General features: G+C 69.6%; 21 protein-coding genes. 8 read left to right on the top strand and 13 right to left on the bottom strand.

Annotated elements, in window-relative coordinates; translation table 11 throughout:
* The first annotated feature begins 164 nt into the window (after positions 1–164).
* A complete protein-coding gene (locus EOV43_RS01595; protein WP_128219382.1) occupies positions 165–1,028 on the top strand; it encodes a hypothetical protein in 864 nt (287 codons plus the stop codon).
* 104 nt (positions 1,029–1,132) lie between these two features.
* On the opposite strand, the gene purB is transcribed toward EOV43_RS01595, so the two are convergent.
* The 6 genes from purB to EOV43_RS01570 form a co-directional block, all read right to left on the bottom strand.
* Complete coding sequence (gene purB / locus EOV43_RS01590; protein WP_128219381.1) at positions 1,133–2,551, bottom strand: adenylosuccinate lyase; 1,419 nt, start codon at positions 2,549–2,551, stop codon at positions 1,133–1,135.
* A 59-nt stretch (positions 2,552–2,610) separates the two neighbouring features.
* The gene (gene purD / locus EOV43_RS01585) at positions 2,611–3,894 is read right to left on the bottom strand and encodes a phosphoribosylamine--glycine ligase (RefSeq protein ID WP_128219380.1); all 1,284 of its coding nucleotides are present in this window, start codon (positions 3,892–3,894) and stop codon (positions 2,611–2,613) included.
* Between the two features lie 185 nt (positions 3,895–4,079).
* The gene (locus EOV43_RS15270; protein WP_164878609.1) at positions 4,080–4,241 is read right to left on the bottom strand and encodes a hypothetical protein; all 162 of its coding nucleotides are present in this window, start codon (positions 4,239–4,241) and stop codon (positions 4,080–4,082) included.
* The gene (locus EOV43_RS01580; protein WP_128316339.1) at positions 4,211–4,876 is read right to left on the bottom strand and encodes a hypothetical protein; all 666 of its coding nucleotides are present in this window, start codon (positions 4,874–4,876) and stop codon (positions 4,211–4,213) included. The genes EOV43_RS15270 and EOV43_RS01580 overlap by 31 nt, the downstream gene beginning before the upstream one ends.
* Positions 4,877–5,007: 131 nt before the next feature.
* Positions 5,008–5,832, bottom strand: coding sequence for an SDR family oxidoreductase (locus tag EOV43_RS01575; protein ID WP_128219378.1), 825 nt, complete (start codon positions 5,830–5,832; stop codon positions 5,008–5,010).
* A gap of 387 nt (positions 5,833–6,219) precedes the next feature.
* Positions 6,220–7,509 (bottom strand): adenylosuccinate synthase, encoded by a 1,290-nt coding sequence (locus EOV43_RS01570; RefSeq protein ID WP_128219377.1) that lies wholly within the window; start codon positions 7,507–7,509, stop codon positions 6,220–6,222.
* A 128-nt stretch (positions 7,510–7,637) separates the two neighbouring features.
* On the opposite strand from EOV43_RS01570, the gene EOV43_RS01565 reads away from it, so the two are divergent.
* Entirely contained in the window at positions 7,638–8,636 is a 999-nt protein-coding gene (locus tag EOV43_RS01565) for a diacylglycerol/lipid kinase family protein (RefSeq protein ID WP_164878608.1), read from the top strand.
* Between the two features lie 20 nt (positions 8,637–8,656).
* Here EOV43_RS01565 and EOV43_RS01560 read toward each other — a convergent pair whose 3' ends face one another.
* Entirely contained in the window at positions 8,657–9,655 is a 999-nt protein-coding gene (locus tag EOV43_RS01560) for a helix-turn-helix domain-containing protein (RefSeq protein WP_128219375.1), read from the bottom strand.
* A gap of 293 nt (positions 9,656–9,948) precedes the next feature.
* On the opposite strand from EOV43_RS01560, the gene lysS reads away from it, so the two are divergent.
* From lysS to EOV43_RS01545, 3 genes are all read left to right on the top strand, one after another.
* On the top strand, positions 9,949–11,766 hold the full coding sequence (gene lysS / locus EOV43_RS01555; RefSeq protein WP_164878607.1) for a lysine--tRNA ligase: 1,818 nt from the start codon (positions 9,949–9,951) through the stop codon (positions 11,764–11,766).
* A 102-nt stretch (positions 11,767–11,868) separates the two neighbouring features.
* Positions 11,869–12,282 (top strand): DUF3151 domain-containing protein, encoded by a 414-nt coding sequence (locus tag EOV43_RS01550; RefSeq protein ID WP_239022180.1) that lies wholly within the window; start codon positions 11,869–11,871, stop codon positions 12,280–12,282.
* A gap of 8 nt (positions 12,283–12,290) precedes the next feature.
* Positions 12,291–13,922: an MFS transporter gene (locus EOV43_RS01545; protein ID WP_239022179.1), complete on the top strand. Its 1,632-nt coding sequence runs from the start codon at positions 12,291–12,293 to the stop codon at positions 13,920–13,922.
* Positions 13,923–14,061: 139 nt separating this feature from the next.
* Here EOV43_RS01545 and fbaA read toward each other — a convergent pair whose 3' ends face one another.
* Positions 14,062–15,096, bottom strand: a complete 1,035-nt coding sequence (gene fbaA, locus EOV43_RS01540) for a class II fructose-bisphosphate aldolase (RefSeq protein WP_128219373.1) — start codon at positions 15,094–15,096, stop codon at positions 14,062–14,064.
* 470 nt (positions 15,097–15,566) lie between these two features.
* Positions 15,567–16,232, bottom strand: a complete 666-nt coding sequence (locus EOV43_RS01535) for a TrmH family RNA methyltransferase (RefSeq protein WP_128222082.1) — start codon at positions 16,230–16,232, stop codon at positions 15,567–15,569.
* 158 nt (positions 16,233–16,390) lie between these two features.
* Between EOV43_RS01535 and EOV43_RS01530 the strand changes: the two genes are divergently transcribed.
* Together EOV43_RS01530 and EOV43_RS01525 are read left to right on the top strand one after the other, a co-directional pair.
* Positions 16,391–17,191, top strand: a complete 801-nt coding sequence (locus tag EOV43_RS01530) for a DedA family protein (protein WP_239022178.1) — start codon at positions 16,391–16,393, stop codon at positions 17,189–17,191.
* A gap of 68 nt (positions 17,192–17,259) precedes the next feature.
* Complete coding sequence (locus tag EOV43_RS01525; protein WP_128219372.1) at positions 17,260–18,162, top strand: DMT family transporter; 903 nt, start codon at positions 17,260–17,262, stop codon at positions 18,160–18,162.
* Positions 18,163–18,242: 80 nt separating this feature from the next.
* Here EOV43_RS01525 and pyrE read toward each other — a convergent pair whose 3' ends face one another.
* Positions 18,243–18,782: an orotate phosphoribosyltransferase gene (gene pyrE / locus EOV43_RS01520; protein WP_128219371.1), complete on the bottom strand. Its 540-nt coding sequence runs from the start codon at positions 18,780–18,782 to the stop codon at positions 18,243–18,245.
* A gap of 56 nt (positions 18,783–18,838) precedes the next feature.
* Positions 18,839–19,840: an NAD(P)H-binding protein gene (locus EOV43_RS01515; protein WP_164878606.1), complete on the bottom strand. Its 1,002-nt coding sequence runs from the start codon at positions 19,838–19,840 to the stop codon at positions 18,839–18,841.
* Positions 19,841–19,904: 64 nt separating this feature from the next.
* Here EOV43_RS01515 and EOV43_RS01510 point away from each other — a divergent pair, with 64 nt between their 5' ends.
* Positions 19,905–20,636 (top strand): CPBP family intramembrane glutamic endopeptidase, encoded by a 732-nt coding sequence (locus EOV43_RS01510; RefSeq protein WP_164878605.1) that lies wholly within the window; start codon positions 19,905–19,907, stop codon positions 20,634–20,636.
* 20 nt (positions 20,637–20,656) lie between these two features.
* Here the strand turns inward: EOV43_RS01510 and EOV43_RS01505 are convergent, their stop codons facing one another.
* Positions 20,657–21,805, bottom strand: a complete 1,149-nt coding sequence (locus EOV43_RS01505; protein ID WP_128219368.1) for a hypothetical protein — start codon at positions 21,803–21,805, stop codon at positions 20,657–20,659.
* A gap of 118 nt (positions 21,806–21,923) precedes the next feature.
* Positions 21,924–24,515, bottom strand: a complete 2,592-nt coding sequence (gene clpB, locus EOV43_RS01500) for an ATP-dependent chaperone ClpB (RefSeq protein ID WP_128219367.1) — start codon at positions 24,513–24,515, stop codon at positions 21,924–21,926.
* Between the last annotated feature and the right edge of the window lie 11 nt (positions 24,516–24,526).

The raw sequence follows: 24,526 nt of genomic DNA, 5'->3' as shown, positions 1-24,526 counted from the left end.
CGCTGCCGACGACGTCAACTGCACCGACAGCCGCGTACTCGGGACACGCGGGACTGTGGACCGTCCCCGCCATCTCCGTCGCAGCCACCGCTCCTGCCTTCGCCACCTCCACCCCGCAGACCGGCAGTGCTGTCGTCGCCGACCCGGCGGCAGCGGGAGTGACCGTGTCCGCCGCGACCGGCAACGACGGAGTCGTCTCGATCGACCGGGGCGTCGTCGTCTCGGTCCCCCGCCACACCGCCTGGAGCCTGGTCCGATGGTCCGGTGACGGCCACTTCACCGGTCCGACGACGCTGGCCCACGCCTGGGGCCACCACCGCAAGGCCCAGGGCGGGTCCACCGCCATCGTCACCAGCTACGGCGTCGTCTCCGTCGTCGGGGCGAACCTCGTCCACGTCCGGGACGCCGGGAGCGCCGTGCCGAGCAGCGCGACGACGGCACAGGTCGGCAGCTTCGGGCCCGCCCACTCCTCGCACGCACTGCCCACGGGCCACGGCGCAGCGGTGAAGGTCCAGGGCACCGACTCCGGGGTCGTCGTGCTGTTCGCCGACGGGTCCCTCCACACCTTCGACACCCAGGACGCTCCTCTGGCCTGGACCGAACGCGCCCGAGGCGTCGCCGACTTCTCGGCCTGGGGTTACCAGACCAACTCCCGCTACCTGGGCGGCACGTGGATCACCACCGACGGTCGGGCCCGACGCTTCATCGTCCCGAACGGCGCAGGGACGTTCGTCGCCTTCCCGGTCACGGACAGCGCCGGGGTCGAGCTGACCGACATCCGCCGCGTCGAGGCCTCCGACGGCACCTACCTGGGCCTCAAGGCCGACGGCACCGTCTACGGCTGGGCCGGCAACGGCAACAACACGATGAGCGACGCGACGGTCCTCACCACTGCGGAGAACGTCCCCGTGTCGTCGGTCGACATCGCCGTGTGGGGCTTCCACGACGTCACCGTCGCCTCCACCCAGTACACCGGCGGCGGCCTGGTCCTGGTCGGGGACGCCTGCCCCACCGTCCCGAAGGTCTGACGCACGCACCACCGACACGCGAAGGCCCGCCCCGGTCACTCAGGGCGGGCCTTCGTCGTTCGGCGCGCAGGCGTCGGACGACGGGGTGAATCAGGAGCAGCTGATCAGAGGATCTCGCCCGGGACGTAGGCAGCAGCGGCCGGGTACTTCGCGGCCAGCGCCTCGACCTTGCGGACGACGGCCTGGGTCTGGGAGACCGCGGCACCGGTGAAGGTGATCGGGTCGGCGACCAGGGCGTCGATCTGCTCGCGGGTCAGACCCAGCTCGGGGCTGGCGGCGAGCTTCTCGAAGACGTCGTTCTCCACCTGTCCCTTGCGCATCGCCAGGGCGGTGCCGACGGCAGCCTCCTTGATGACCTCGTGCGCGACCTCGCGGCCGACGCCGTTCTTGACCGCGTCCATGAGCACCTTGGTGGTGGCCAGGAACGGCAGGTAACGGTCGAGCTCACGCTGGATGACGGCCGGGAAAGCGCCGAACTCGTCCAGGACGGTGAGGAAGGTCTGGAACAGACCGTCGGCGGCGAAGAAGGCGTCCGGCAGGGCCACGCGGCGCACGACGGAGCAGGAGACGTCACCCTCGTTCCACTGGTCACCGGCGAGCTCGCCGACCATCGAGAGGTAACCGCGGGTGATGACGGCGAGGCCGTTGACGCGCTCGCAGGAGCGGGTGTTCATCTTGTGCGGCATCGCGGAGGAACCGACCTGGCCCTCCTTGAAGCCCTCGGTGACCAGCTCGATGCCAGCCATCAGGCGGATCGTGGTGGCGAGGTTGGAGGGACCGGCGACCAGCTGCACGACGGCCGAAAGGACCTCGAAGTCGAGGGAGCGCGGGTAGACCTGACCGACCGAGGTGAGGACGTTGTCGAAGCCGAGGTGCTTCGCGACGCGGGTCTCGAGCTCGTCGAGCTTGGCGGCGTCACCGTCGAGCAGGTCGAGCATGTCCTGGGCGGTGCCCATGGGGCCCTTGATGCCGCGCAGCGGGAAGCGCGCGAGCAGCTCGTCGATGCGCTGGACGGCGATCAGCATCTCGTCGGCCACGGTCGCGAAACGCTTGCCCAGGGTGGTGGCCTGTGCGGCGACGTTGTGCGAACGACCGGCCATGACGGTGGTCTCGTGCTCGGTGGCGAGGCGGCCCAGGCGCACCAGGGTGGCCACGGCACGGTCGCGGAGCAGCTCGAGGGACTGACGCAGCTGGAGCTGCTCGACGTTCTCGGTGAGGTCGCGCGAGGTCATGCCCTTGTGGATGTGCTCGTGACCGGCGAGGTCGGAGAACTCCTCGATGCGGGCCTTCACGTCGTGGCGAGTGATCCGCTCACGGTCGGCGATCGACTTCAGGTCGACGTTGTCCACGACCGCCTCGTAGGCCTCGACGACGCCGTCCGGCACCTCGATGCCGAGGTCCTTCTGGGCCTTCAGCACGGCGATCCAGAGCTGACGCTCGAGGACGATCTTGTGCTCGGGCGACCAGATCGCGGCGAGGTCGGCGGCCGCGTAACGGTTGGCCAGCACGTTGGGGACGGTCATGAGGTGTCCTTCCGAAGGGGACGAGGAGTGGAGGGTGAGGTGCGGGAGACGCGGGAGCGTCAGTCGGTGGTGCCGGCGAGGAGCGAGGCGCCCTCGATGACACCGAGCGGCTCGGCCGCGATGTCGGATCGCTGCTGCAGGCCGTCGAAGTTGATCTTCTCGGCCGCCGCGTACGCCTTGGCGCGGGCGTCGGCGACGTCGGTGCCGGTGGCACGGACGGCGAGCACGCGGCCGCCGGCGGTGACCAGGTTGCCGTCGGCGTCGAGCGCGGTGCCGGCGTGGATGACGTCGACGTCGTCCTGCGCGGCGGCGTCGGCGGTGCCGGTGATCACGTCGCCCTTCGACGACGACTCCGGGTAGCCGGCCGAGGCCAGCACGACGGTGACAGCGGCACCGTCGGAGAAGACCGGCGGCTCGACGGAGGAGAGCTGACCGGTGGCCGCACCGAGCAGCAGGCCGCCGAGGCCGGACTCGAGGACGGCGAGGACGGGCTGGATGTCCGGGTCACCGAAGCGGGCGTTGAACTCGATGACGCGGGGGCCGGTCTTGGTCAGCGACAGGCCGACGTAGAGGCAGCCGACGTACGGGGCGCCACGGCGCACCATCTCGTCCAGCGTGGGCTGGACGACGGTGGCGATCACGATCTCGGCGAGGTCGGCGGGCGCCCACGGCAACGGCGAGTACGAGCCCATGCCGCCGGTGTTGGGGCCCTGGCCGCCGTCGAAGATGCGCTTGAAGTCCTGGGCGGGCTGCAGCGGGTAGGCCATGCCGCCGTCGCAGACCGCGAAGAGGGAGACCTCGGGGCCGTCGAGGAACTCCTCGATGACGACCCTGCCGCACGCCTCGGCGTGGGCGAGCGCCTCGTCACGGTCGAGTGTCACGACGACGCCCTTGCCGGCGGCGAGTGCGTCGTCCTTGACGACGTAGGGGGCACCGAACGCGTCGAGCGCCGCGACGTACTCGGCGGTGGTGGTGCAGGTGAAGGAGCCGGCGGTCGGGACGCCCGCGGCGGCCATGACCTCCTTGGAGAAGGCCTTGGAACCCTCGAGCTGGGCGGCAGCGGCGTCGGGGCCGAAGACCGGGACGCCCGCGGCACGGACCTTGTCGGCCACACCTTCGACGAGCGGAGCCTCGGGGCCCACGACGACGAGGTCGGCGCCGATCGCGGTGGCCAGCGCGGCCACGGCGTCGCCGTCCAGGATGTCGACCGGGTGCAGCGTGGCGATCTCGCCGATGCCGGGGTTGCCCGGTGCGGCATGGACCTCGCTCACCTCCGGGTCACGGGAGAGAGCCAGTGCGAGCGCGTGCTCGCGTCCGCCGGTACCGATCACGAGGGTCTTCACGAGTCGTCATTCTAGGTGGCAGGTCACGGTTGAGTTGCACCCGGACGGACGCTTGGACGGGCAGGAGTCCGGACGCACGACGCCGCCCGCACCGGATCGCGGCGGGGGCGGCGTCGTGGCTGCCTCAGGTGTCGGGCCCTGTCGTTGTCGGACACGGGCGTCGTACGTGGGTGGGGGCCGGGCGGTCAGACTCCGGCGCGGCTGTGGACCTCGCGCTCGTAGTCGAGACGGACACCGGCGTCGGCACCGGTCAGGACGCTGTCGGCCTTGAGGGCCTTGCGTGCCAGGGCCTGCAGCCAGCGCTTGGGCCCCCTGCTCAGCGCTTGGCCTGCACGGTGGCCGACCACGTTCGCTCGGTGCCCCTCTGCAGGAGTCGATAGGTGGCCTTGCCCGAAGCCGCAGCGCCGGTGACCGTGACCACGCCGCTGGCGTCGATCTTCCCGGCTCCCAGCTTCTTCCAGCCCTTCTTGGTCTTGCGCTGCAGAGCCACGCCGCTTCCCCCGGGCGAACGCTCCCAACGCGCGGTGCCGATGTCGAAGTAGCGGAACTTCGCAGAAAGCGTGATCCGCCCCCTGCTCTTGGTGGCCCGCAGCAGCTTCGCACGCTGGTCCTGCTTGGCAACGAAGGCGACCGTCGAGGAATCAGTGAAACTGCCCCTCTTGTAACTGCGCCCCTCCTCCGCCCAGTTTTGGGACGCTCCGGCCCAGGTGACACGGGTGGGGCCCCACGTGAAGGTGCCGGGCCCGTCGATGTAGGGGCACCAGAGATAGTCCTCGTACAGGAGACTGGAGTTGCCCTCATCCTGGAAGTACAGGGTGTCGAGGCGCTTGCCGCCCCGCCACAGCCCCACACGGGCCGTGAACTCGTCGATGTCGACGCCTGTGTGCTCGAGCGCGACGTCGATCCTGCGGCACTTGGTGGAGGAGGCGCGCACATCTTCCGAGTAGAGGGAGACATCGAAGGGCTGGGGCTCCGCTGCCATCGCTCCGGGTACCACCCCGCCCACAAGAGCCAGTCCCACCGCCAGCAACCCCACGCGTCGCGCTCTACGCAGCATGTCAACCTCCACCCCTTGCCGGGGCCCACGCCCTCGGCCACTTCAGGCAGAAGTGTTCACGCTCCGGCGCGCACACGTACCTCGTTTTCATAGGGGGTCCTCACCGAAACGTTCGCCCCGGTGAGCACGCTGTCGGCCTTGAGGGCCTTGCGGGCCAGCGACTGCAACCAGCGCGGCAGGACCATCGAGACGCGGGCGACCGGCTGACCCCAGCGCGGCACCCAGGCCTCGGCCACGGGGTGACGCATCACGTCGAGGATCACCGCGGCGACGTCCTCGGGGGCCTGCTCGGGCACCCCACGAGTGGAGGCGACACCCTGGGAGAGGTCGGTCTGCACGATCACGGGCAGCACCATCGAGACGTTCACGCCGTGCGGCGCGACCTCCTCGCGCAGCGCCTCGCTGAACCCGACGACGGCATGCTTGGACGCCGAGTAGGTGGCACCGCCGGCGAGGGCGACGCGACCCACGGCGGAGGCGACGTTGACGACCTGGCCCCTGCGGCGCCGGATCATTCCCGGCAGGAAGGCCCGGGCGCCGTGGACCGGTCCGAGGGAGTTGATCTCGAAGACGGCGCGGGTGGTGGCGGGATTTTCGTCGAGGAAGTTCCCGACCGGCATGATCCCGGCGTTGTTGACGAGGACGTCGATCTCCCCGGCGAACTCAGCGAACGCCTCCCACTGCGCGGCGTCGGTGACGTCGAGGGGGTAGGAGCTGACACCGAGGACCCCGGCGGTCTCCGCGAGTGCTTCTTCGTCGATGTCACTGATGACGACGCGGGCACCGGCGTCGCGGAGAGCTCGGGCCGTGGCGGCCCCGATTCCGCGTCCTGCGCCGGTGACGGCTACGGACAAGGTGGCGAGATCGATTTCCTGTGGCATGGCTCACATCGTGGCGAAACTGTGACCGGGTGACAAGGGGCAACCCTGCCCCTCTTTACCCGAAATATGTGCATCAGCTGTCACATTTCGCAGACAACCGCCCACCCGCACGCCCCACACGTCACTCAGGCAACATCTGTCGCACTCCTCGTCACAAGTGGGACGACCGTCCGGTCCAGTCCAGTGACGAGATCCAGCCTCACCCGGGCCACGATTCGGTCAAATCGGCACTTCACGCACGCCTGACGCGGCCTTCCGCTCCTTGCGCACCCTCGAGGCGCACGAACGAGCCGGTCGCCCTGCCCGCTTTTCCCGTTCCCGGACGAACGAAACCGGCGCCATCACCCTCAGCGGGTGATGGCGCCGTCAACGCACGGAGGCGGAGGATCAGTCCTCGTGGACGACCACGGTCTCCTCGCGCCCCGGGCCGACACCGACGGCCCAGATGCGGGTGCCCGAGAGCTCCTCGAGACGCAGGACGTAGGCCTGGGCCGTCGCGGGCAGGTCGGAGAACTTGCGGCACGCCGAGATGTCCTCGGTCCAGCCGTCGAGGTACTCGTAGACCGGCGTCGCGTGGTGGAAGTCGGTCTGCGTCATCGGCATCTCGTCGTGACGGACACCGTCGACCTCGTACGCCACGCAGACCGGGATCTTCTCCCAGCCGGTGAGGACGTCGAGCTTGGTCAGGTACAGGTCGGTGAGACCGTTGACGCGACCGGCGTAGCGAGCCACGACGGCGTCGTACCAACCACAGCGACGGATACGACCGGTGGAGACACCGATCTCACCACCGATGGTCTGCAGCTTGATGCCGTCCTCGTCGAAGAGCTCGGTCGGGAACGGACCCGAGCCGACGCGGGTGGTGTACGCCTTGATGACACCGATGACGCGGTCGATGCGGGTCGGGCCAACACCGGCACCGGCGCAGACGCCACCGGCGACCGGGTTGGACGACGTCACGAACGGGTAGGTGCCGTGGTCGACGTCGAGCATGGTCGCCTGGGCGCCCTCGAAGAGGACGGTCTTGCCCTCGTCGAGCGCCTTGTTCAGCATCAGCGAGGTGTCGGCGACCATCGGGCGCAGACGGTCGACGTAGGCGAGGAGCTCCTCGACCACGGCGTCGACCTCGATCGCGCGACGGTTGTAGAGCTTGGTGAGCAGGTGGTTGCGGGTGTCGAGCGCCGCCTCCACCTTCTTGCGCAGGATGGACTCGTCGAACAGGTCGGCGATCCGGACGCCCACGCGGTTGACCTTGTCGACGTAGGCCGGGCCGATGCCACGACCGGTGGTGCCGATCTGGTTCTTGCCCAGGAAACGCTCGGTGACCTTGTCGATGGTCGAGTGGTACGACGCGATGACGTGGGCGTTGGCCGACACGTACAGCGGAGCGAGCTCGACGCCGCGGGCGACCAGCGAGTCCAGCTCGCGGAAAAGAGCCTCGAGGGAGACCACCACACCGTTGCCGATGACGCAGGTGGCTCCCGGGGTCAGGATGCCGCTCGGAAGCAGGTGAGTGGCGAACTTCTCGCCGTTCACGACGATCGTGTGGCCAGCGTTGTGGCCTCCGCTCGTGCGTACGACGTAGTCAATGCTGTCGTTCTCGGACGCGAGCAGGTCAGTCGCCTTGCCCTTGCCCTCGTCGCCCCACTGGGCACCCAGAACCATGATCGCGGGCATCGCAGCCCCCTTCATAACAGAAACAGCTCCGTGCACAAGGCACCGGAGCTCTTGCGATGAGACTCTACCAAAGTTCTGCGCGACGCCCGTCCTGCCGACTTCGAACCCGTGGCCGATACGGTCGTGCCATGCAGTCCCGAGACGTCGAGCCCGCCTCCACGGCCGCCCACACCACCGACGTGCTGGTCATCCAGCGCGCCTCCGCGGTCGGTTCCCGAGGTTCCGACCTCAGCCCCGCACTGCAGGTCCTGGGCGCGACCGGCGAGGTCGAGGTGACCCACCCGGCCTCCCTGGCCGAGCTCGAACAGGTCCTCGCGGCGCGCGGCGCCCGCACGGTCGTCGTGGCCGGCGGCGACGGTGCCCTGCACGACGTCCTGAGCGCACTGCATGCCAACGCCGACCTCGGCGACGTCGGGCGTCCCGGTCCCTGCATCGCCCTGCTCCCCCACGGTCCTGACACCGGGTTCGCCCGGGCGCACCAGCTTCCGTTCGACCTCGCCGCGGCCGCGCGCCTCCTGGTCGAGGGCGTCCCGACGCCGGTCGACCTGGTCACCGACGACGCGGGCGGTGTGGTCGCCAACGCAGTCCAACTCGGCGCCGGCGAACCGGTGGCCGACGTCGAGGCCCGCTGGAAGGACCGCCTGGAGCAGGCTGGCGTGTCGCCGGCCAACCTGGACCGTCTCGAACAGCCGATCGGCGCCCTCGCCACCGCGTTCGCCCCACTCGGTTCGCGGATCCGGGTCGAGGTGGACGGCAAGGTCATCAATGCCCGCCAGCGCGTCCTGTCGGTCGCCGTCGGCAACGCCAACCCCGACCAGACGCCCGGCGCTCAGGTCCTCTCCGGCGACGGCCTGGTCGACGTCACGATCACCCGCGCCGCACCGGGCACGCACCGTCTCGCGGCGGGCGTGCTGAAGCTGCGGGGACGTCAGCGTCAGCGTCACGACGTCGAGCACCTGCGCGGGCGCACGGTGACGGTGCGTTCGCTGCGTCCCGACGAGCCGTTCTCGGTCTCCTCCGACGGCGAGTTCGAGTCCGACGTGCGCACCCGAACCTGGCACGTCCTGCCCGGCGCCTATCGCCTGCTGCTGCCGGAGTCGGTGGCCAGCAGCGTCTCAGGGAGCTGACCCGGCTCCGTCAGGGCAGGTCAGAGCCAGCCGCGACGGACCGCCTCGACGCCGGCCTGGAAGCGGGTCTCGACACCGAGCTCGAGCATCAGGTCGGCGACCCGACGACGCACCGTGCGCAGCCCCAGCCCCAACGACCTCGCGATCTGCTCGTCACGGGCGCCGCGGGCGAGCTGGGTGAGCAGCAGGCGTCGCTCCTCACTGCGGTCCCCCACCTCGTCGCCCCCGGGAAGGCTCGCGGCCTGGTCCCACAGGGAGTCGAAGTAGGCCACCAGGACGCGCACGATCAGGGGCTCTCGAATGATGACGGTGTGCAGTTCGTCGCCTCCCAGACCCGAGACGACCATCGCGTGACCGGTGCCGACGATCGCCATCTGGAGAGGGACCTCGGGCAGGAGTCGCATGTCCTCGCCACTGGCGCGGTGCTCCTCCAGCACGGACCGAGCCAGGTGCAGGGCGCGGACCGGGTAGATGGCGCGCACGTCGACACCGGAGGCGAGAGCTTCGCGGAACGCGGCTGCGGTCACCGGTTCGGTGGGGAGACGCCACTGCTCGGGACGCAGGAAGCGGAGGGTGCCGTGCCCCTCGTTGATCCACTGCATGAGGACCTGGCTCGGAGGCTTGCCCTGGACGATCTCGACGTCGACCACCGGCGTCGTCGCGTCACGGTCGGCCTCGGCGACGTTGCGCCTGCTCTCGCCTTCCTCCCCCAGCGCGACGACGAGGCTGCCCATGCGGTTGAGGCGGGCCATGGTCGTCTCCATGATCCGCGTCTGCGTGACCATCAACTCCGCGAGCGCTTCGCGCGGCGGCACCATCTGGATGCAGTCGGCGTCGTCGAGCTCGACCAGTCCGATGTCGAAGATGTCGCCCATCTCGGCGAGGACGCCCTCGCGGGTGCTGCCGAACTCCTCCGCCACCCGGGAGAGCGGCTTGCCGTGGTTGGCCCACAGGCGGCGCAGGAGTCGTTGCTGGTGCGGCGTGAACGCACTCGACGGAGCGTGACGCTGGGAGTCCATGTGCGGCATCTTAGTGCCACTGGCATGAAAAACCTTCACGCCTCTTCGATTCGTGGCACACTGAGTCCGCGCGGCACGGACCTGGGGGGGAAACCGACCGCCACTGGATGAGGCCGCAAGGACGCCGTGGGGGGATGTCTCTTGCGGCCCATCCGCCATTTCAGGGCCTTTTCGCCCACGCGACGTCGCCGTCCGCCGGTCCCCGGCGGTCGCGGTCGCGGTTTCCACGGGGTCGGAGCCGGGGAGTAGCGTTCGCACCGGTACTGATCCGTCCCAGCACAGGAGTTCCTCGCGTGTCTGCTCCCGACGCAAACCCCGCCGAGTCCACCCCCACCGAGGCTCCCGCCCAGGAAGCGACCGAGGGCAAGCGCCGCGGCCGCGGGAAGGGCAAGGGTGACGGCCCCGTCGTCGACTGGGTCTCCCGTGCCGCCGACGACGCGATCCGTCACGCCGCCGCCCGCGTCGGCGAGGGCTTCGACGAGAAGGTCGACCTCGTCACCGTCGCCTCCGGCGCGTCCCCGTCGGGCCCGGTCCACCTGGGCAACCTGCGTGAGTTCCTCACCACCCACTTCGTCGCCGACGAGCTGCGTCGCCGCGGTGTCGCCGTGCGCCACCTGCACTCCTGGGACGACTACGACCGCTACCGCAAGGTCCCCGCGGGCGTCCCGGCCGAGTGGGCCGAGCACATCGGCAAGCCGCTGACCGCCGTCCCGGACCCGCAGGGCTGCCACACCTCCTGGGCCGAGCACTACAAGGCCCCGCTCCGCGCAGCTCTGGAGGAGCTTGGCGTCGAGATGGTCGAGCTGTCCCAGACCGAGCAGTACCAGTCGGGCCTCTACCGCGAGGAGGTCCTGCACGCGATCAAGAACCGTCGTGCGATGGACGCCGTCCTCGACCGCTACCGCACCAAGGCCAAGCCCGAGCCGATCGTCGACGCCGAGGGCAACCTCGTCCTCGACGAGGACGGCAACAAGACCTACCCGGCGCCGGTCGACCCGCTGACCCTGCCCGAAGACCTCTCCCGCTTCCCCTACAAGCCCTACTGCCGTGGCTGTGGCCGCGACACCGTCGACGTCACGTCCTTCGACGACGACTCCCTCGACCTGGCCTACACCTGCCGCGAGTGCGGCGAGTCCCACGTGACCAACGTCGGCACGCAGGACGAGGGCAAGCTCGTCTGGAAGATCGACTGGCCGATGCGTTGGGCCTTCGAGGGCGTCGACTTCGAGCCCGGCGGCGCCGACCACGCGACCCCCGGCTCGTCGTACACCGTCGGCAAGGACATCGTGACCTTCTACGACGCCGTCGCCCCGGCATTCGTGGCCTACGGGTTCGTCGGCTTCGCCGGCATGCAGAAGATGTCTTCGTCCTCGGGCGGCGTGCCCACCGCGACCGACGCCCTGCGTGTCCTCGAGCCCTCGATCCTGCGTTGGCTGTACGTGCGTCGCGCACCGAAGCAGACCTTCGACATCGACTTCGGTCCCGAGGTCGTGCGTCTGTACGACGAGTGGGACTCCCTCACCAAGAAGGCCGCCGACCCGGCCAAGCGCGACGTCGCGGTGCTCGCCCACGAGCGTGCCTCCGCGACCGCCAACGGCCCGCTGGCCACCGCGAAGGTGCTGGCCCCGTTCCGCGCGCTCAGCTCGGTCGCCGACGTCACCGCCGGTTCCGCCGACCTGATCTCGCAGGTCGTGGCCAACGTCGGTTTCCCGCACGACGACGTCACCGACCTCCAGCCGCGTCTGGCCAAGGCCATGCAGTGGACCGCCGAGTTCGTCCCGGCCGAGGAGCGCACCACGGTGCGCGAGACCGCCGACGCCGAGCGTCTGGCTGCGCTCTCCGACGAGGAGAAGCAGTGGGTCTCCCTGCTGCTCGAGCACCTGCCCACCGAGCTCGACACCGAGGTGGCCACCACGGTCGTCTACGGCGTCCCGAAGCTCGCGGCCGGTCTCGCCCTGGAGGACAAGCCGACCGACGAGGTGAAGGCAGCCCAGAAGGCCTGGTTCACCCTGCTCTACAACCTGCTCGTGGACGCCGACCGCGGCCCGCGTCTGCCCACGCTCGTCGTGGCTCTGGGTGCGGAGAAGATCCGCAGCCTGCTCACCGCCTGACACCCACGTACCAGTCAAAAGTGCTGCGAAACAGTCGTTTCGACAGCGCTTTTGACTGGTACGTGCGATTTCGGGGGCCGGCCAGTGGCCTAGCCTGAGGGAGTGGAACACGTTGACCTGATGGCCGGTCCCCCTGCGACCCGCCTCCCCGAAGACCCCGCCGCCGCCGAACTGGCTGCCGGCACCGCCCCCGCCGCCGTCGTGAAGGCTCACCCGGCGTCCCCCACCGCCTGGGCCACGCTCGCCGAGCAGGCCCGTGACGCCGGCGCCGACGACGTCACCGTCTACGCCTACTCCCGCGTCGGCTACCACCGTTCGCTCGACATGCTGCGTCGCAACGGCTGGAAGGGCCATGGCCCGGTGCCGTGGGAGCACGAGCCCAACCGCGGCTTCCTGCGCGCACTCGCCCTGCTGGCCCTCTCGGCCCGCGCGATCGGCGAGACCGACGAGTGGGAGCGTTGCTCGCAGTTCCTGCGTGACTCCTCGGCCGCCGCGGCCGACGAACTGCTGGACTGAGGCGTCCGGTGACCCGGACGACCTCCTCCCCCGACGGCACCGCCGGCGGCAGGCCTGCGTCGGAAACGATGGAGAACCCTTGGCCCGCCCTCTGGGCGATCGTCCTGGGCTTCTTCATGCTGCTGGTCGACACCTCGATCCTGACGGTGGCGACCCCGGCGATCATGGCCGATCTCGACGCCGGCGTGAACGAGGTCATCTGGGTCACCAGCGCCTACCTGCTGGCCTACGTCGTGCCGCTGCTGATCTGCGGACGCCTGGGCGACAGGTTCGGCCCCAAACGCGTCTACCTGGTGGGGCTGGTGCTCTTCACCGTCAGCTCCCTGCTGTGCGCCACCGCCACCAGCATCGGCGCGCTGATCGCGTTCCGGGCCCTGCAGGGCCTGGGCGCTGCCGCCGTCTCCCCGCAGACAATGGCGATCATCACCCGCATCTTCCCGCGTGAACGACGCGGCCAGGCGATGGCGCTCTGGGGCGCCGCCGCCGGACTCGCGACCCTGACCGGCCCGCTGCTCGGTGGCGTCCTGGTGGACCACCTGGGCTGGGAGTGGATCTTCTTCGTCAACATCCCCGTCGGCGTCGTCGGGTTCGTCCTGGCGATGAAGCTGGTCCCGAACCTCTCCACCCACCCGCACCGCTTCGACGTCCCGGGCGTCGTCCTGTTCGGCGTGGGCATGCTGGCCCTCGTTCTGGGCATCCAGGAAGCCGGCGAGAACGGCTGGGGCCCGGCGATCGGCTCCGTCACGGTGTGGCAGTTGATCCTGGTCGGGCTCGTCGTCCTGGTCGCGTTCGTGGTGTGGCAGGCCCGCAACCGCAACGAGCCGCTGATGCCGCTCGAACTCTTCCGCGACCGCAACTTCTCCACCTCCAACGTGGCGATCGCGACCGTCTCGTTCGCGTTCACCTCGATGGGTTTCCCGCTGATGCTCTACGCCCAGGCAGTGCGCGGCTGGTCCCCCACCGAGTCTGGTCTGCTGATGGCGCCGCTGGCGCTGGCCTCGATGCTCCTGGCCGGCGTCGTCGGTAGGGCCACCGACCGGGTGCACCCGAAGTGGATCACCGCCGTCGGGTTCGGGTTGGCGACCGCCGCGATGGCGTCGCTGTGCCTGCTCCTGACGCCCGACGTCGCGGTCTGGAAGGCGATCGTCGTGCTGGCCGTCATGGGCTGCGGCGCCGCCTGCCTGTGGGGTCCGCTCTCGGCGACCGCCAACCGCAACCTGCCGATGCACCAGGCCGGAGCCGGTGCCGGCGTCTACAACACCACGCGTCAGATCGGAGCCGTGCTCGGTTCCGCCGTCGCGGCCCTGCTGCTCGACGCCCGCCTGCGCGCCCACGGACTCGCAGCGGCTGAGGGCGGCGCCGAGACGACGTCGGTCTCCACCGACGGCGTCATGCCGCCCGCAGTGATGCAGGCCTACACCGACGTCTTCCGTGAGACGTTGTGGGTGGTCCCGGCCGTCCTCGTGCTGGGTCTGGTGACGGTGATGTTCCTGGAACGTCCCAAGCACATGGGCGCAGCTCCCGGCGCCCCGAAGCCGCCCAAGCCGTCCGGCGACGACGCGAAGGAACGCGACGTCCCGTACATCCCGCCGACGACGCCCGGACGCACCGGCCACCCGAACCACCTCTGGAACCAGTAGCTGCCTCGCCCCGGCGCAACTGTCGGATTGATGCCACCGCCACAGCGTGTCGGCGCATCAATCCGACAATTGCGCGTCTGAGCAGCGCGAAGGCCCGCCATCCTGACGGATGGCGGGCCTTCGCGTGTTCAGCTCTGGATCAGGCGCCCAGGGTGGTGCCGGCCGAGCGGAGGTTCTGGCAGGCCTCGACGATGCGGGCAGCCATGCCGGCCTCGGCAGCCTTGCCCCACGCGCGGGGGTCGTACAGCTTCTTGTTGCCGACCTCGCCGTCGACCTTCAGGACGCCGTCGTAGTTGGCGAGCATGTGGGCCGCGACCGGACGCGTGAACGCGTACTGGGTGTCGGTGTCGATGTTCATCTTGATGACGCCGTAGTCGACGGCGTCGGAGATCTCCTGCTCGGTGGAACCGGAGCCACCGTGGAAGACCAGGTCGAAGGGCTTCGAGCCCTCGGCGAGGCCGAGCTCGGCGGCGACAGCAGCCTGGGCGTTCTTGAGGATCTCGGGGCGGAGCTTGACGTTGCCCGGCTTGTAGACGCCGTGGACGTTGCCGAAGGTGAGGGCCGTCATGTAGCGGCCCTTCTCGCCGACGCCGAGGGCGCGAGCGGTCGCGAGGGCGTCCTCGGGGGTGGTGTACAGCTTCTCGTCGATCGCGCCGACGATGCCGTCCTCCTCGCCACCGACGACACCGATCTCGATCTCGAGGACGATCTTGGCGGCGGCGGTGAGGGCCAGGAGCTCCTCGGCGATGACGAGGTTCTCGTCCATCGGCACGGCCGAGCCGTCCCACATGTGGGACTGGAACAGCGGGTTCTCTCCGCGCTTGACGCGCTCGGCGGAGAGGGCGATGAGCGGACGCACGAAGCCGTCCAGCTTGTCCTTGGGGCAGTGGTCGGTGTGCAGCGCGATGTTCACCGGGTAGTTCTTGGCGACCTCGGCGGCGTACGCGGCGAAGGCGGCGGAACCGGAGACCATGTTCTTGACCGACGGGCCCGAGAGGTACTCGGCGCCACCGGTGGAGATCTGGATGATGCCGTCGGAACCAGCCTCGGCGAAGCCCTGCAGAGCAGCGTTGAGGGTCTGCGAGGACGACACGTTGATGGCCGGGTACGCGAAGGACTTCGACTTCGCGGCGTCGAGCATCTCGGCGTAGCGCTCGGGGGTTGCGATGGGCATGAACTCTCCTAGGACAGACGGGTCAGCGACTACAGGGTAGTGGTCCGCTTCTGCACTCCGACCAGCGCCCATCACGAAATGGCAACGACGCTTCGGGGCACGCGCCGCCCCCGCCCTGCGGATCGGCGAGGGGACGGTGAAGTTGCACTCCTCATGCGCCGTGGCTCCGCTGCGCGGATCACTCGCGCACCAGTCAGAAGTGCTGTGAAATCGGCCGACCAGCAGCACTTTTGACTGGTGCGTGGCTGCCAGGCAGCAGTTGGGGCGGTGCGCAGGCCTGACCCCGATTCAGCAGGCAGTTGGGGCGGACCCCCTGCTTTCAGCAGCTTCCCGAGCGTGAACTGCCTTCCCAGTTGGGGCCGATGCCCGACTCCGCCCAGATCTCCGGTGACCGCGGCGAGGAGTCAGTTCACGCACTGGCCGAACTGATCGATTCCCGCTGAGTACCAGCGACGCGAGGTCGGCCGGTGTCAGCCGCGCCAGGCAGCGTCGGCGGAGAGGTCGGCGTGCTTCACGACCCAGGAGTGCATTGCGATCGCCGCGGCCGCGGAGGCGTTGATCGAGCGGGTGGAGCCGAACTGCGCGATCGAGAACGTGCCGTCGACGACCTCGCGAGCACGCTCGGAGAGACCCGGGCCCTCCTGGCCGAAGAGGAAGCAGACCCGCTCAGGCATCTCCATCGACTCCAGTTCGAACGAACCGGGCAGGTTGTCGATGCCGTAGAGCTGCACCGGACCACCGTCCTCCTCGGGGATCGAGCGCAGGTACTCGGCCAGCGCGGGGACGTCCTCGTGGTGACGGATGTGCTGGTAGCGGTCGGTCACCATCGCACCGCGACGGTTCCAGCGGCGGTTGCCGACGATGTGTACCTCGGCAGCCATGAACGCGTTGGCCGAACGGACGATCGTCCCGATGTTGAAGTCGTGCTGCCAGTTCTCGATCGCGACGTGGAACGAGTGACGTCGGGTGTCGAGGTCGGCGACGATCGCCTCCATCGTCCAGTACCGGTACCGGTCGACGACGTTGCGACGGTCGCCGTTCTCGAGCAGTTCGGGGTCGTACTGATCACCCTCGGGCCAGGCGTCACGGCCACCGGGCCACGGCCCCAGCCCCACCTCGGCGGGTCCGTGCGGCATCGGGTCGTAGGGGGCACGCTGCTCGACCTCGGACGCCGCGACAGTCTCGGAATCGGTCTGGACCACCGGCTCGGGGCAGGGAGCGGGAAGGGAGTCAGGGCCGGTCATGCGTCCAGCCTAGGTCGGGGTTCTCACAGGCTCCCGATAGGGTGACGGACGTGAGCGCACTCCTGGATCCGTCCCTCTTCCTCGAGCCCATGCTGTCGATCCCCGGCATCGGGAAGATCGAATGGATGGATCCCCAGTGGCTGCTGGAACGTTTCGGCGCCGAACTCTTCTGGATCAGCCTGGCGATCATCTTCGTCGAGTGCGGTCTCTTCTTCCCGTTCCTGCCCGGCGACTCCCTGCTCTTCGCGCTCGGCATCTTCTTCGCCGGTGAGCAGATCGACATCTTCCCCGGCGGACCGATCGTCGAACTCCTCTTCGGGCTCGCCTTCTTCACCGTCGCAGCAGTGCTCGGAAATATCGCCGGGTACGAGATCGGCCGGGCGATCGGCCCCAAGCTGTACGAACGTGACGGCAAGATCCTGAAGAAGAAGTACTTCGACCAGACGGCGGCGTTCTTCGACGAGCACGGCAACAAGGCGCTCGTCATCGGTCGCTTCGTTCCGTTCGTGCGCACCTACGTGACCGTCGTCGCGGGTGTCACCCAGATGGACCGTCGCCGCTTCTTCACGTGGTCGCTGATCGGCGCCCTCGCCTGGGTCATCTCGATCACCGTCCTGGGCTACTTCCTCGGCTCGACGTTCCCGGCCCTGGGCGACAACATCGACCTCGCGATCCTGGCGATCCTGGCCTTCTCGATCATCCCGATCACCTGGGAGTTCATCCGCCACAAGCGCACCAACTCCGCCGAGGCCGAGGACAAGGACCACGACGGTCGCCCCGACCGCGACATCCTCGGTCAGGACGTCCCGCCGCTGCCGTCCGGCGAAGCCCAGCACCGCAAGGACGTCTGAGCCCCCCTCTGTTCCACTCGAAGGCCCCTGCCCATCTGGCGGGGGCCTTCGGCGTGATTGCATGAAACGTGCCCGAAGTTTCCTCCCGCCCGTCCCTGCGACTGCTCCTCCTGGCCGCCGTCGCCCCCTTGGTCTGGTCGACGACGTACATCGTCACCGAGAAGTGGCTGCCCGACTCCCGGCCGATGTTCAGCGCCCTCATGCGCGCTCTGCCGATGGGCATCGTGCTGCTGCTGTGGCGCCGCACCCTGCCGCCGGCCGGCTGGTGGGGCAAGGCAGTCGTCCTCGGCGTCCTCAACATCGGTGCGTTCTTCCCACTGATCTACCTCTCCGCCTACGGTCTGCCGGGCGGTCTCGCCGGCACCATCCAGGCGCTGCTGCCACTCGCGGTGATGGCTTCGGCGTTCGTGCTGGTGCGTGAACGCCCCACCGTGAACCGTCTCGTCGGCGGTGTCGTCGGCCTGGTCGGCGTCGCGTTGATGGTGCTCGGCACCACCACCGGCATCACCGCGCTCGGCCTGTTCGGGGCGTTCGCCTCGATCGCCTGCACCTCGATCGGCGCGGTCCTGGTGAAGCGCTGGGACCCGCCGGTCGACAACCTGACGCTGGTCTCCTGGCAGCTCGTCGTCGGTGGCGTCATGCTGCTGCCGCTCGCCTTCGCGATCGAGGGTGCTCCCCCGGCGATCGACCTGCCCGCTGCGCTGGGCTACCTGTGGATCGGTGTCATGGGCACCGGTGTCGCGTACTGGTGCTGGTTCACGGCGATGCAGCAGATGCCGGCCGGCAGTGTCGCACTGATCAGCCTGCTCAACCCGCTCTCCGCGACCGTGATCGGCGTGGTCGTGGCGCACGAGGCGTTCGGTCTGCCGCAGGCGGTCGGCTTTGTGCTGGTGATCGGTGGCGTCGTCTTCGGGCAGTTCGGCAACCGTCCCCGGCCCGCCGCAGTCACGGCCCCGGACTCGACTGCGTAACCCCACACGTACGACGAGGCCCCTCCCGAAGCGTTCCGGGAGGGGCCTCGTGGCGTCAGCAGACGCTCACCGCGAAGGGATCAGAGCGCGGCGTCGCGCGCGGCGTCCAGCTCGGCCTTGGTCAGCACCGGGCGGACCTCGAGGGAGACGTCGTCGAGCGGGTTGACGTCGGCCGGGGAACGGTCGATCGCGCAGACGACGGTCTCGACGACAGCGCCGAGCTCGCGCAGGGCGTTCGTGGCGTCACGGACCGCGCCGCCGGTGGTGACGACGTCCTCGATCAGGGTGATCTTCTTGCCCTCGACCGGCTGGCCCTCGGCGAGCTTGCAGGTGCCGTACTCCTTGGCCTTCTTGCGGACGAAGAGGGTGGGGATGCCGGTCTTGGCCGAGACCATGGTGGCGATCGGGACGCCGCCGAGCTCGAGGCCGCCGAGCAGCTCGGTGCCCTCGGGGATCAGCTCGACCATCGCGATCGCGACGCGGTCGAGGAGCTTGGGGTCGGCCTCGAACAGGTACTTGTCGAAGTACTCGTTCGACACGGTGCCGGAGCGGAGGGTGAACTCGCCGCTCAGGCGGCAGGTCGCGTCGATGTCAGCAGCAAGGGTGGGGTCGTTGGCCATGCCTCCAAGGTTATCGGCCCGTGACCCAACCCCTGCCCCGGGATCGGCCCGCCCACTCAGCCTGCCCAGTCGGGGTCGGAGGGCCACCGACCCATCGGATCGGCGTGCCCGTGTTCGTCCGGTTCCACCTCGCCCACGTCGAGGGCGTGCCTCATCGCCTCCTCCGCGCCCATCACGTCGTGCCCGTCGGGGAGGAGTTCAGCGACGTAGTCGTCGTCGGCGCAGACCATGTCGTGGGTCAGCGACTCCATGATCGCCTCGACGGTGGAGGACGGCACGTCGACGAGCGCTGCCGCGACCTTGCGGACCACGACTCCGGGCAGGCCGGGGACATTCTTGATCTGCGGCTTCGCGGTGCCGTTCAGTTCGGCGAACCTCTTCAACAACTCTGCGTAGGGCAGGGCGTCGGGGCCGCCGACGTCGTAGGAACGCGACGGGGTGTCCTCGTCGAGTTCGAGCGCCCCGATGATCGCTGCGATCGCGTCGGTGACCGCGATCGGCTGGACCTTCGAGTCCATCCAGGTGGGCACCACGTGCACCGGCATCCGCTCGGCGACCTGCCTCATCAGCTCGAACGACGTCGATGCCTGACCGAGCACCATCGCGGCGCGCAACGAGATCGTGGAGACGCCCGAGGCGGTGAGCAGCTCCTCGACCTCGAGCCGGGAGTCGATGTGGTCACTGAGCTCCTCGCGCGGGACCGGCGGCACCAGCCCCGAGAGGTAGACGATCCGCTTCACCCGGGCGGCCGCGCAGGCGTCCGCGGTGTGCAACGCCGCCTTGCGGTCGGTCTCCTTGAAGTCGTTCCCGCCCATGCCGTGCACCAGGTAGACGACGGCGTCGACCGCGCTGGTGCCGGGCGTCCCGCCCACCGCGGCGGCCACCGCGTCGCGATCGAGGACGTCCATCCCGACCACCTCGACGTCGTCCACCCAGGCGTACCCCTGTGCTCTCTCCGGCGACGAGAACGACGCGCGCACCTCGTGCCCCGCGGCGAGGAGCGCCGGGACGAGACGGCTCCCGACGTAGCCGCTCGCACCTGTGACCAGCACCTTCATGAGATCTCCGATCGCAGTGGGGAACGTCGCGGACGGGACGTTCCCTCTCTGGCACTGTAGGTCCATGGGGAACACAAGAGAACCCTCGACGACGTCGAGATCCATCGATCCGGGCCGTCCTGACGAACAGTCCTCCGACCGCCCGTTGGTCGCGAGCGTCGCGGCGACCATGGCCGTGGGGGTGCCGCTGCTGCGGGCCGCCCTGCTGGCTCCGCGCGGCGGCTCGTCGTTCCGACGCCGCACGATGGCGTTGGCCTCGGCCTGGACGACCGGGGCCGCGGTGAGCGGTCAGTTCGAGCCGCGACTGTGGCGCGTCGACCCCTCCGAACGACGCGAGCGGGTGCTGCTGCCGGCAGCGACCGCTGCCGGAGCGGTGGCGGTCTTCTCCGTCGGCGCGGTGGTGGTGGCGAAGGTGCCGATCCTGCGTCGGGAGATCGAGTCGGTGATCGCGCACGCCACCCGTGGTTCGTTCGCGCAGGCCACCGCGCTGGCCCTGGTCACCGGCGCCACGGAGGAGTTCTTCTTCCGGGGCGCGGTCCACGACCTCGCCTCTGCACTGGAACTGCCCACCGTGCCCACGACGACGGCCGTCTACACCGTCACGACCTGCGCCACCGGGAACCCGATGTTGGTCTTCGCCGCAGGGTTGCTGGGCACCCTGACCGGGATCGCCCGCGAACGCAGTGGCTCGTTGGTGGCGCCGACCGTCCTGCACGTGGGCTGGTCGCTGGGGATGCTGACGGTGCTCCCCCGCGTGATGGCCCGGCAGCGGCGTCTGGAGGTCGGGGACCAGTGAGCGTCAGTGCCGGGTGAGGGTCAGCGGCGGGTGAACCAGGCGTTGACGGCCGGACGGGTCAACGCCCACAACACGTAGGCCGCGGCGGCGGCGCAGAAGATCATCAGCGGGCTGGCCGCGATCCCCATGGCGGAGAAGACCAGCACGAACGACGTCATCACCATCAGCGCGCCGCGGCCGGAACGATTCCCGACCAGGGTGAGCACGGCCGCAGCGATCGTGAGGACACACATCACTGCGATGACGCCGGAGGCGACCGTCAGCATCTGGGCGAACTCGTCGGCGGTCATCGCGGCGTCGCCGGAGGCACCAGGGGCGTTGTCGAGGAGGTCCTGCATGAACGTGTCGCTGGCCGTGAGGGAGACCGTCAGGCTGACGAGGCTGGAGAGCAGGCCCAGACCCGACATGACGATCGCGACCACGGCACCGGCCACGAGCATGCCGGGGCGGGCTCCACGCGCGGCGGCGACGGTGCCGGTGCGGTCGGCGCGACGTCCCGGACGCTGGGAGCGAGGCGTGGTCCAGGAATCGGCCGGAATCACGGGCGCGCCGGGGACAGGGGCACCGGGGGCAGCAGCAGTGCCGGGCGCGGCCGGGTCGGACCCGAACCCGCGGACCGGCCGGGCGTCCCCGGTGATCTCACCGCGCACCTGCGGCAACGGCGGCGCCGCGTCGGCGTCCTGGGCGCGGGACGGCGACCCGAAGACGTTCGGCTGCTTGCTCAACGGTGCGGGAGGCTCGATCGGCGGCAGACCGGCGAACCAGTTCTTCGAGGGCTGCAGCCACAACAGGACGATCGCGGCGATCACCATCAGCGCCACGAAACCGCCGGTCAGCAGGCCGCTCAGCAGCAACGGCACGGCCAGCACCGTCAGGCCGACGCGGGCGCCACGGTCACGGCGCAGGACGAAGAAACCGAGGACGGCAGCAGCGGCCGAACAGACTGCACCGACCGTGACGACGGCACGCATTCCGCTGACGAGCGTCTCGTAGGTGAGGTCCGCGCCGGTCGACTTGACCGCATCGACGAGGGCTTCACGCATCTCCATGGACCGCAGCCCCGAGAGGCTCTCGAAGGCGGTGAGCGCCACGAAGACCGATCCCAGCAGGATCACCCACCCCAACAGGGTGGTCTGCGGAGGACGAGGCAGTTCCTTGGGCTCACTCACGGGGTCATTCCATCACGTGCCGACAACACGGCCGCCTCCCCGCAATGACGGAGAGGCGGCCGTGGTGACGCTGGGGCGTGGGAGCGCTGGTCAGGCCCTGCTCATCAGTGCCTGTTGGTCAGGCGGTGAGCACCAGACCGTCTTCGGCTGCGTCGACGACGACGGCACCACCGTCGGTCACCTCGCCACCGATCAGCATCTTCGCCAGCCGGTCCCCGATCGCGGTCTGGATCAGGCGACGCAGCGGACGCGCACCGTAGGCCGGGTCGTACCCGGTGTCGGCCAGCCAGTCCCGGGCCGCGTCGGTGACGGTGACGCTGATCCGGCGGTTGGCCAGACGCTGCTCCAGGAGTGCGAGCTGCAGGTCGACGATGTGGGCCAGTTCGTCCTTGCTGAGGGCGGAGAACATGACGACCTCGTCGAGACGGTTCAGGAACTCCGGACGGAACGCGGTCCGCACGGTGGCCATGACCTGCTCACGACGCTGTTCCTCGTCCAGGAGCGGGTCCACGAGGTACTGCGAACCCAGGTTGGAGGTGAGCACCAGGATCGTGTTGCGGAAGTCGACCGTGCGGCCCTGACCGTCGGTGAGGCGCCCGTCGTCGAGCACCTGCAGCAGGATGTCGAAGACCTCCGGGTGGGCCTTCTCCACCTCGTCGAGCAGGACGACGCTGTAGGGACGACGACGCACAGCCTCGGTGAGCTGGCCGCCCTCGTCGTAGCCGACGTAGCCGGGGGGCGCACCGACCAGACGCGAGACCGAGTGCTTCTCGGAGTACTCGCTCATGTCGATGCGGACGATGGCGCGGTCGTCGTCGAAGAGGAAGTCGGCCAGGCTCTTGGCGAGCTCGGTCTTGCCGGTGCCGGTGGGGCCCAGGAACAGGAACGAACCGGTGGGACGGTTGGGGTCGCTGATCCCGGCGCGGCTGCGGCGCACCGCGTCGGAGACGGCCCCGACGGCCTCCTTCTGGCCGATCAGGCGGGCCCCGATGACCTCCTCCATCTGCAGCAGCTTGGCGGTCTCGCCCTGCAGCATGCGGCCGGTGGGGATGCCGGTCCAGGCCTCGACGACCTCGGCGATCTGCTCGGCCCCTACCTCCTCACCGACGAGACGTTCTGCCCCCTCGGCGGCTTCGGCTGCTGCCGCGGCGGCGGCGATCTGCTTCTCCAGGGCGGGGATCCGGCCGTACTGGATCTCGGCGACCTTCTCCAGGTTGCCCTCACGCATCAGGCGCTCGGCCTCGATCCGGAGCGCGTCGAGCTGCTTGCGCAGTTCGCCCTCGCCCTCGAGGACGGCCTTCTCGGCCTCCCAGCGGGCCTCGAGCGCCCGGAGCTCCTCACTCTGGTTGGCCAGTTCCTCCTTGAGGTGAGCCAGGCGCTCGACGGAGGCGTCGTCGGACTCGCGCTGGAGCGCGAACTGCTCCATCTTGAGGCGGTCGACGCTGCGACGCAGCTGGTCGATCTCCTCCGGGCTCGACTCGATCTCCATCCGCAGCCGCGACGCGGCCTCGTCGACCAGGTCGATCGCCTTGTCCGGCAGCTGTCGTCCGGTGATGTAACGGTCCGAGAGCGAGGCGGCGGCCACGAGGGCGGCGTCGGTGATCCGGACGCCGTGGTGGGCCTCGTACTTCTCCTGGATGCCGCGCAGGATCTGGATGGTGTCCTCGACGCTGGGCTCACCGACGAAGACCTGCTGGAAACGACGCTCCAGGGCCGGGTCCTTCTCGATCCGCTCGCGGTATTCGTCCAGCGTGGTCGCACCGATCATGTGCAGCTCGCCGCGGGCCAGCATCGGCTTGAGCATGTTGCCGGCGTCCATCGAGCCGTCGCCGGAACCGCCCGCACCCACGACGGTGTGCAGCTCGTCGATGAACGTGATGACCTGGCCCTCGGCGGCCTTGATCTCCTCCAGGACGGCCTTGAGCCGCTCCTCGAACTCGCCGCGGTACTTCGCACCGGCCACCATTGCGGCCAGGTCGAGGCTCAGGACGCGGCGGCCCTTGAGGGAGTCGGGGACGTCGCCGGCGACGACGCGCTGGGCGAGACCTTCGACGACGGCGGTCTTGCCGACGCCGGGCTCACCGATCAGGACCGGGTTGTTCTTGGTGCGGCGGCTCAGCACCTGGATGACGCGGCGGATCTCCTGGTCGCGTCCGATGACGGGGTCGAGCTTGCCGGCCTCGGCGGCGGCGGTGAGGTCGACGGAGAACTTCTCCAACGACTCGTAGGTGTCCTCGGCGTCCTGGCTGGTGACGCGGCGCGAACCGCGGACCTCGCCGACGGCGTCGCGCAGGTTCTTGGACTTCAGCCCGGCGTCCTTGAGGACGCGCTGGGCGAAGGAGTCGACGTCGGCCAGGGCGAGCAGCAGGTGCTCGGTGGCGACGTAGTCGTCCTTCATCTCGCCGGCCTTCTCCATCGCGACCGCGAGGACGCGGGTCAGTGCGCCGGACGGGGCCGGACGTTGGACGCCGGAGCCGCTGGCGGTGGGCAGCGACTGCTGGGCCTGCTGCGCGGCGGCGAGCAGGAGTGCGGGGTCGCCGGCCGCCTTGGTCACGACGCTGCGGGTCGCGCCGGCGTCCTCCTTGAGCAGCGCCACGAGCAGGTGCACGGGCTCGGTCTGGGCGTTGCCGGACGTGGTCGCGGCGAGCTGGGCAGCCTCGATCGCCTCGCGGCTGCGGGTGGTGAACTTGTCGACGCCGAACTGGCTCACGGGGTCCTCCT

Source organism: Nocardioides yefusunii (assembly GCF_004014875.1).
GTDB lineage: Bacteria > Actinomycetota > Actinomycetes > Propionibacteriales > Nocardioidaceae > Nocardioides > Nocardioides yefusunii.
The sequence above is the reverse complement of the archived record's forward strand: the minus strand, read 5'-3'. Positions and strand labels throughout refer to the sequence as shown.

Excerpts from the sequence above, each read along its gene's own strand:
- purB (WP_128219381.1), bottom strand. The coding sequence starts at position 2,551 with ATGACCGTCCCCAACGTGCTGGCCAACCGTTACGCGGCCGCCGACCTC.
- EOV43_RS01580 (WP_128316339.1), bottom strand. The coding sequence starts at position 4,876 with ATGGCAGCGGAGCCCCAGCCCTTCGATGTCTCCCTCTACTCGGAAGAT.
- EOV43_RS01575 (WP_128219378.1), bottom strand. The coding sequence starts at position 5,832 with ATGCCACAGGAAATCGATCTCGCCACCTTGTCCGTAGCCGTCACCGGC.
- EOV43_RS01570 (WP_128219377.1), bottom strand. The coding sequence starts at position 7,509 with ATGCCCGCGATCATGGTTCTGGGTGCCCAGTGGGGCGACGAGGGCAAG.
- EOV43_RS01565 (WP_164878608.1), top strand. The coding sequence starts at position 7,638 with ATGCAGTCCCGAGACGTCGAGCCCGCCTCCACGGCCGCCCACACCACC.
- EOV43_RS01560 (WP_128219375.1), bottom strand. The coding sequence starts at position 9,655 with ATGGACTCCCAGCGTCACGCTCCGTCGAGTGCGTTCACGCCGCACCAG.
- fbaA (WP_128219373.1), bottom strand. The coding sequence starts at position 15,096 with ATGCCCATCGCAACCCCCGAGCGCTACGCCGAGATGCTCGACGCCGCG.
- EOV43_RS01535 (WP_128222082.1), bottom strand. The coding sequence starts at position 16,232 with ATGCCGCACGGACCCGCCGAGGTGGGGCTGGGGCCGTGGCCCGGTGGC.
- pyrE (WP_128219371.1), bottom strand. The coding sequence starts at position 18,782 with ATGGCCAACGACCCCACCCTTGCTGCTGACATCGACGCGACCTGCCGC.
- EOV43_RS01515 (WP_164878606.1), bottom strand. The coding sequence starts at position 19,840 with ATGAAGGTGCTGGTCACAGGTGCGAGCGGCTACGTCGGGAGCCGTCTC.
- EOV43_RS01510 (WP_164878605.1), top strand. The coding sequence starts at position 19,905 with ATGGGGAACACAAGAGAACCCTCGACGACGTCGAGATCCATCGATCCG.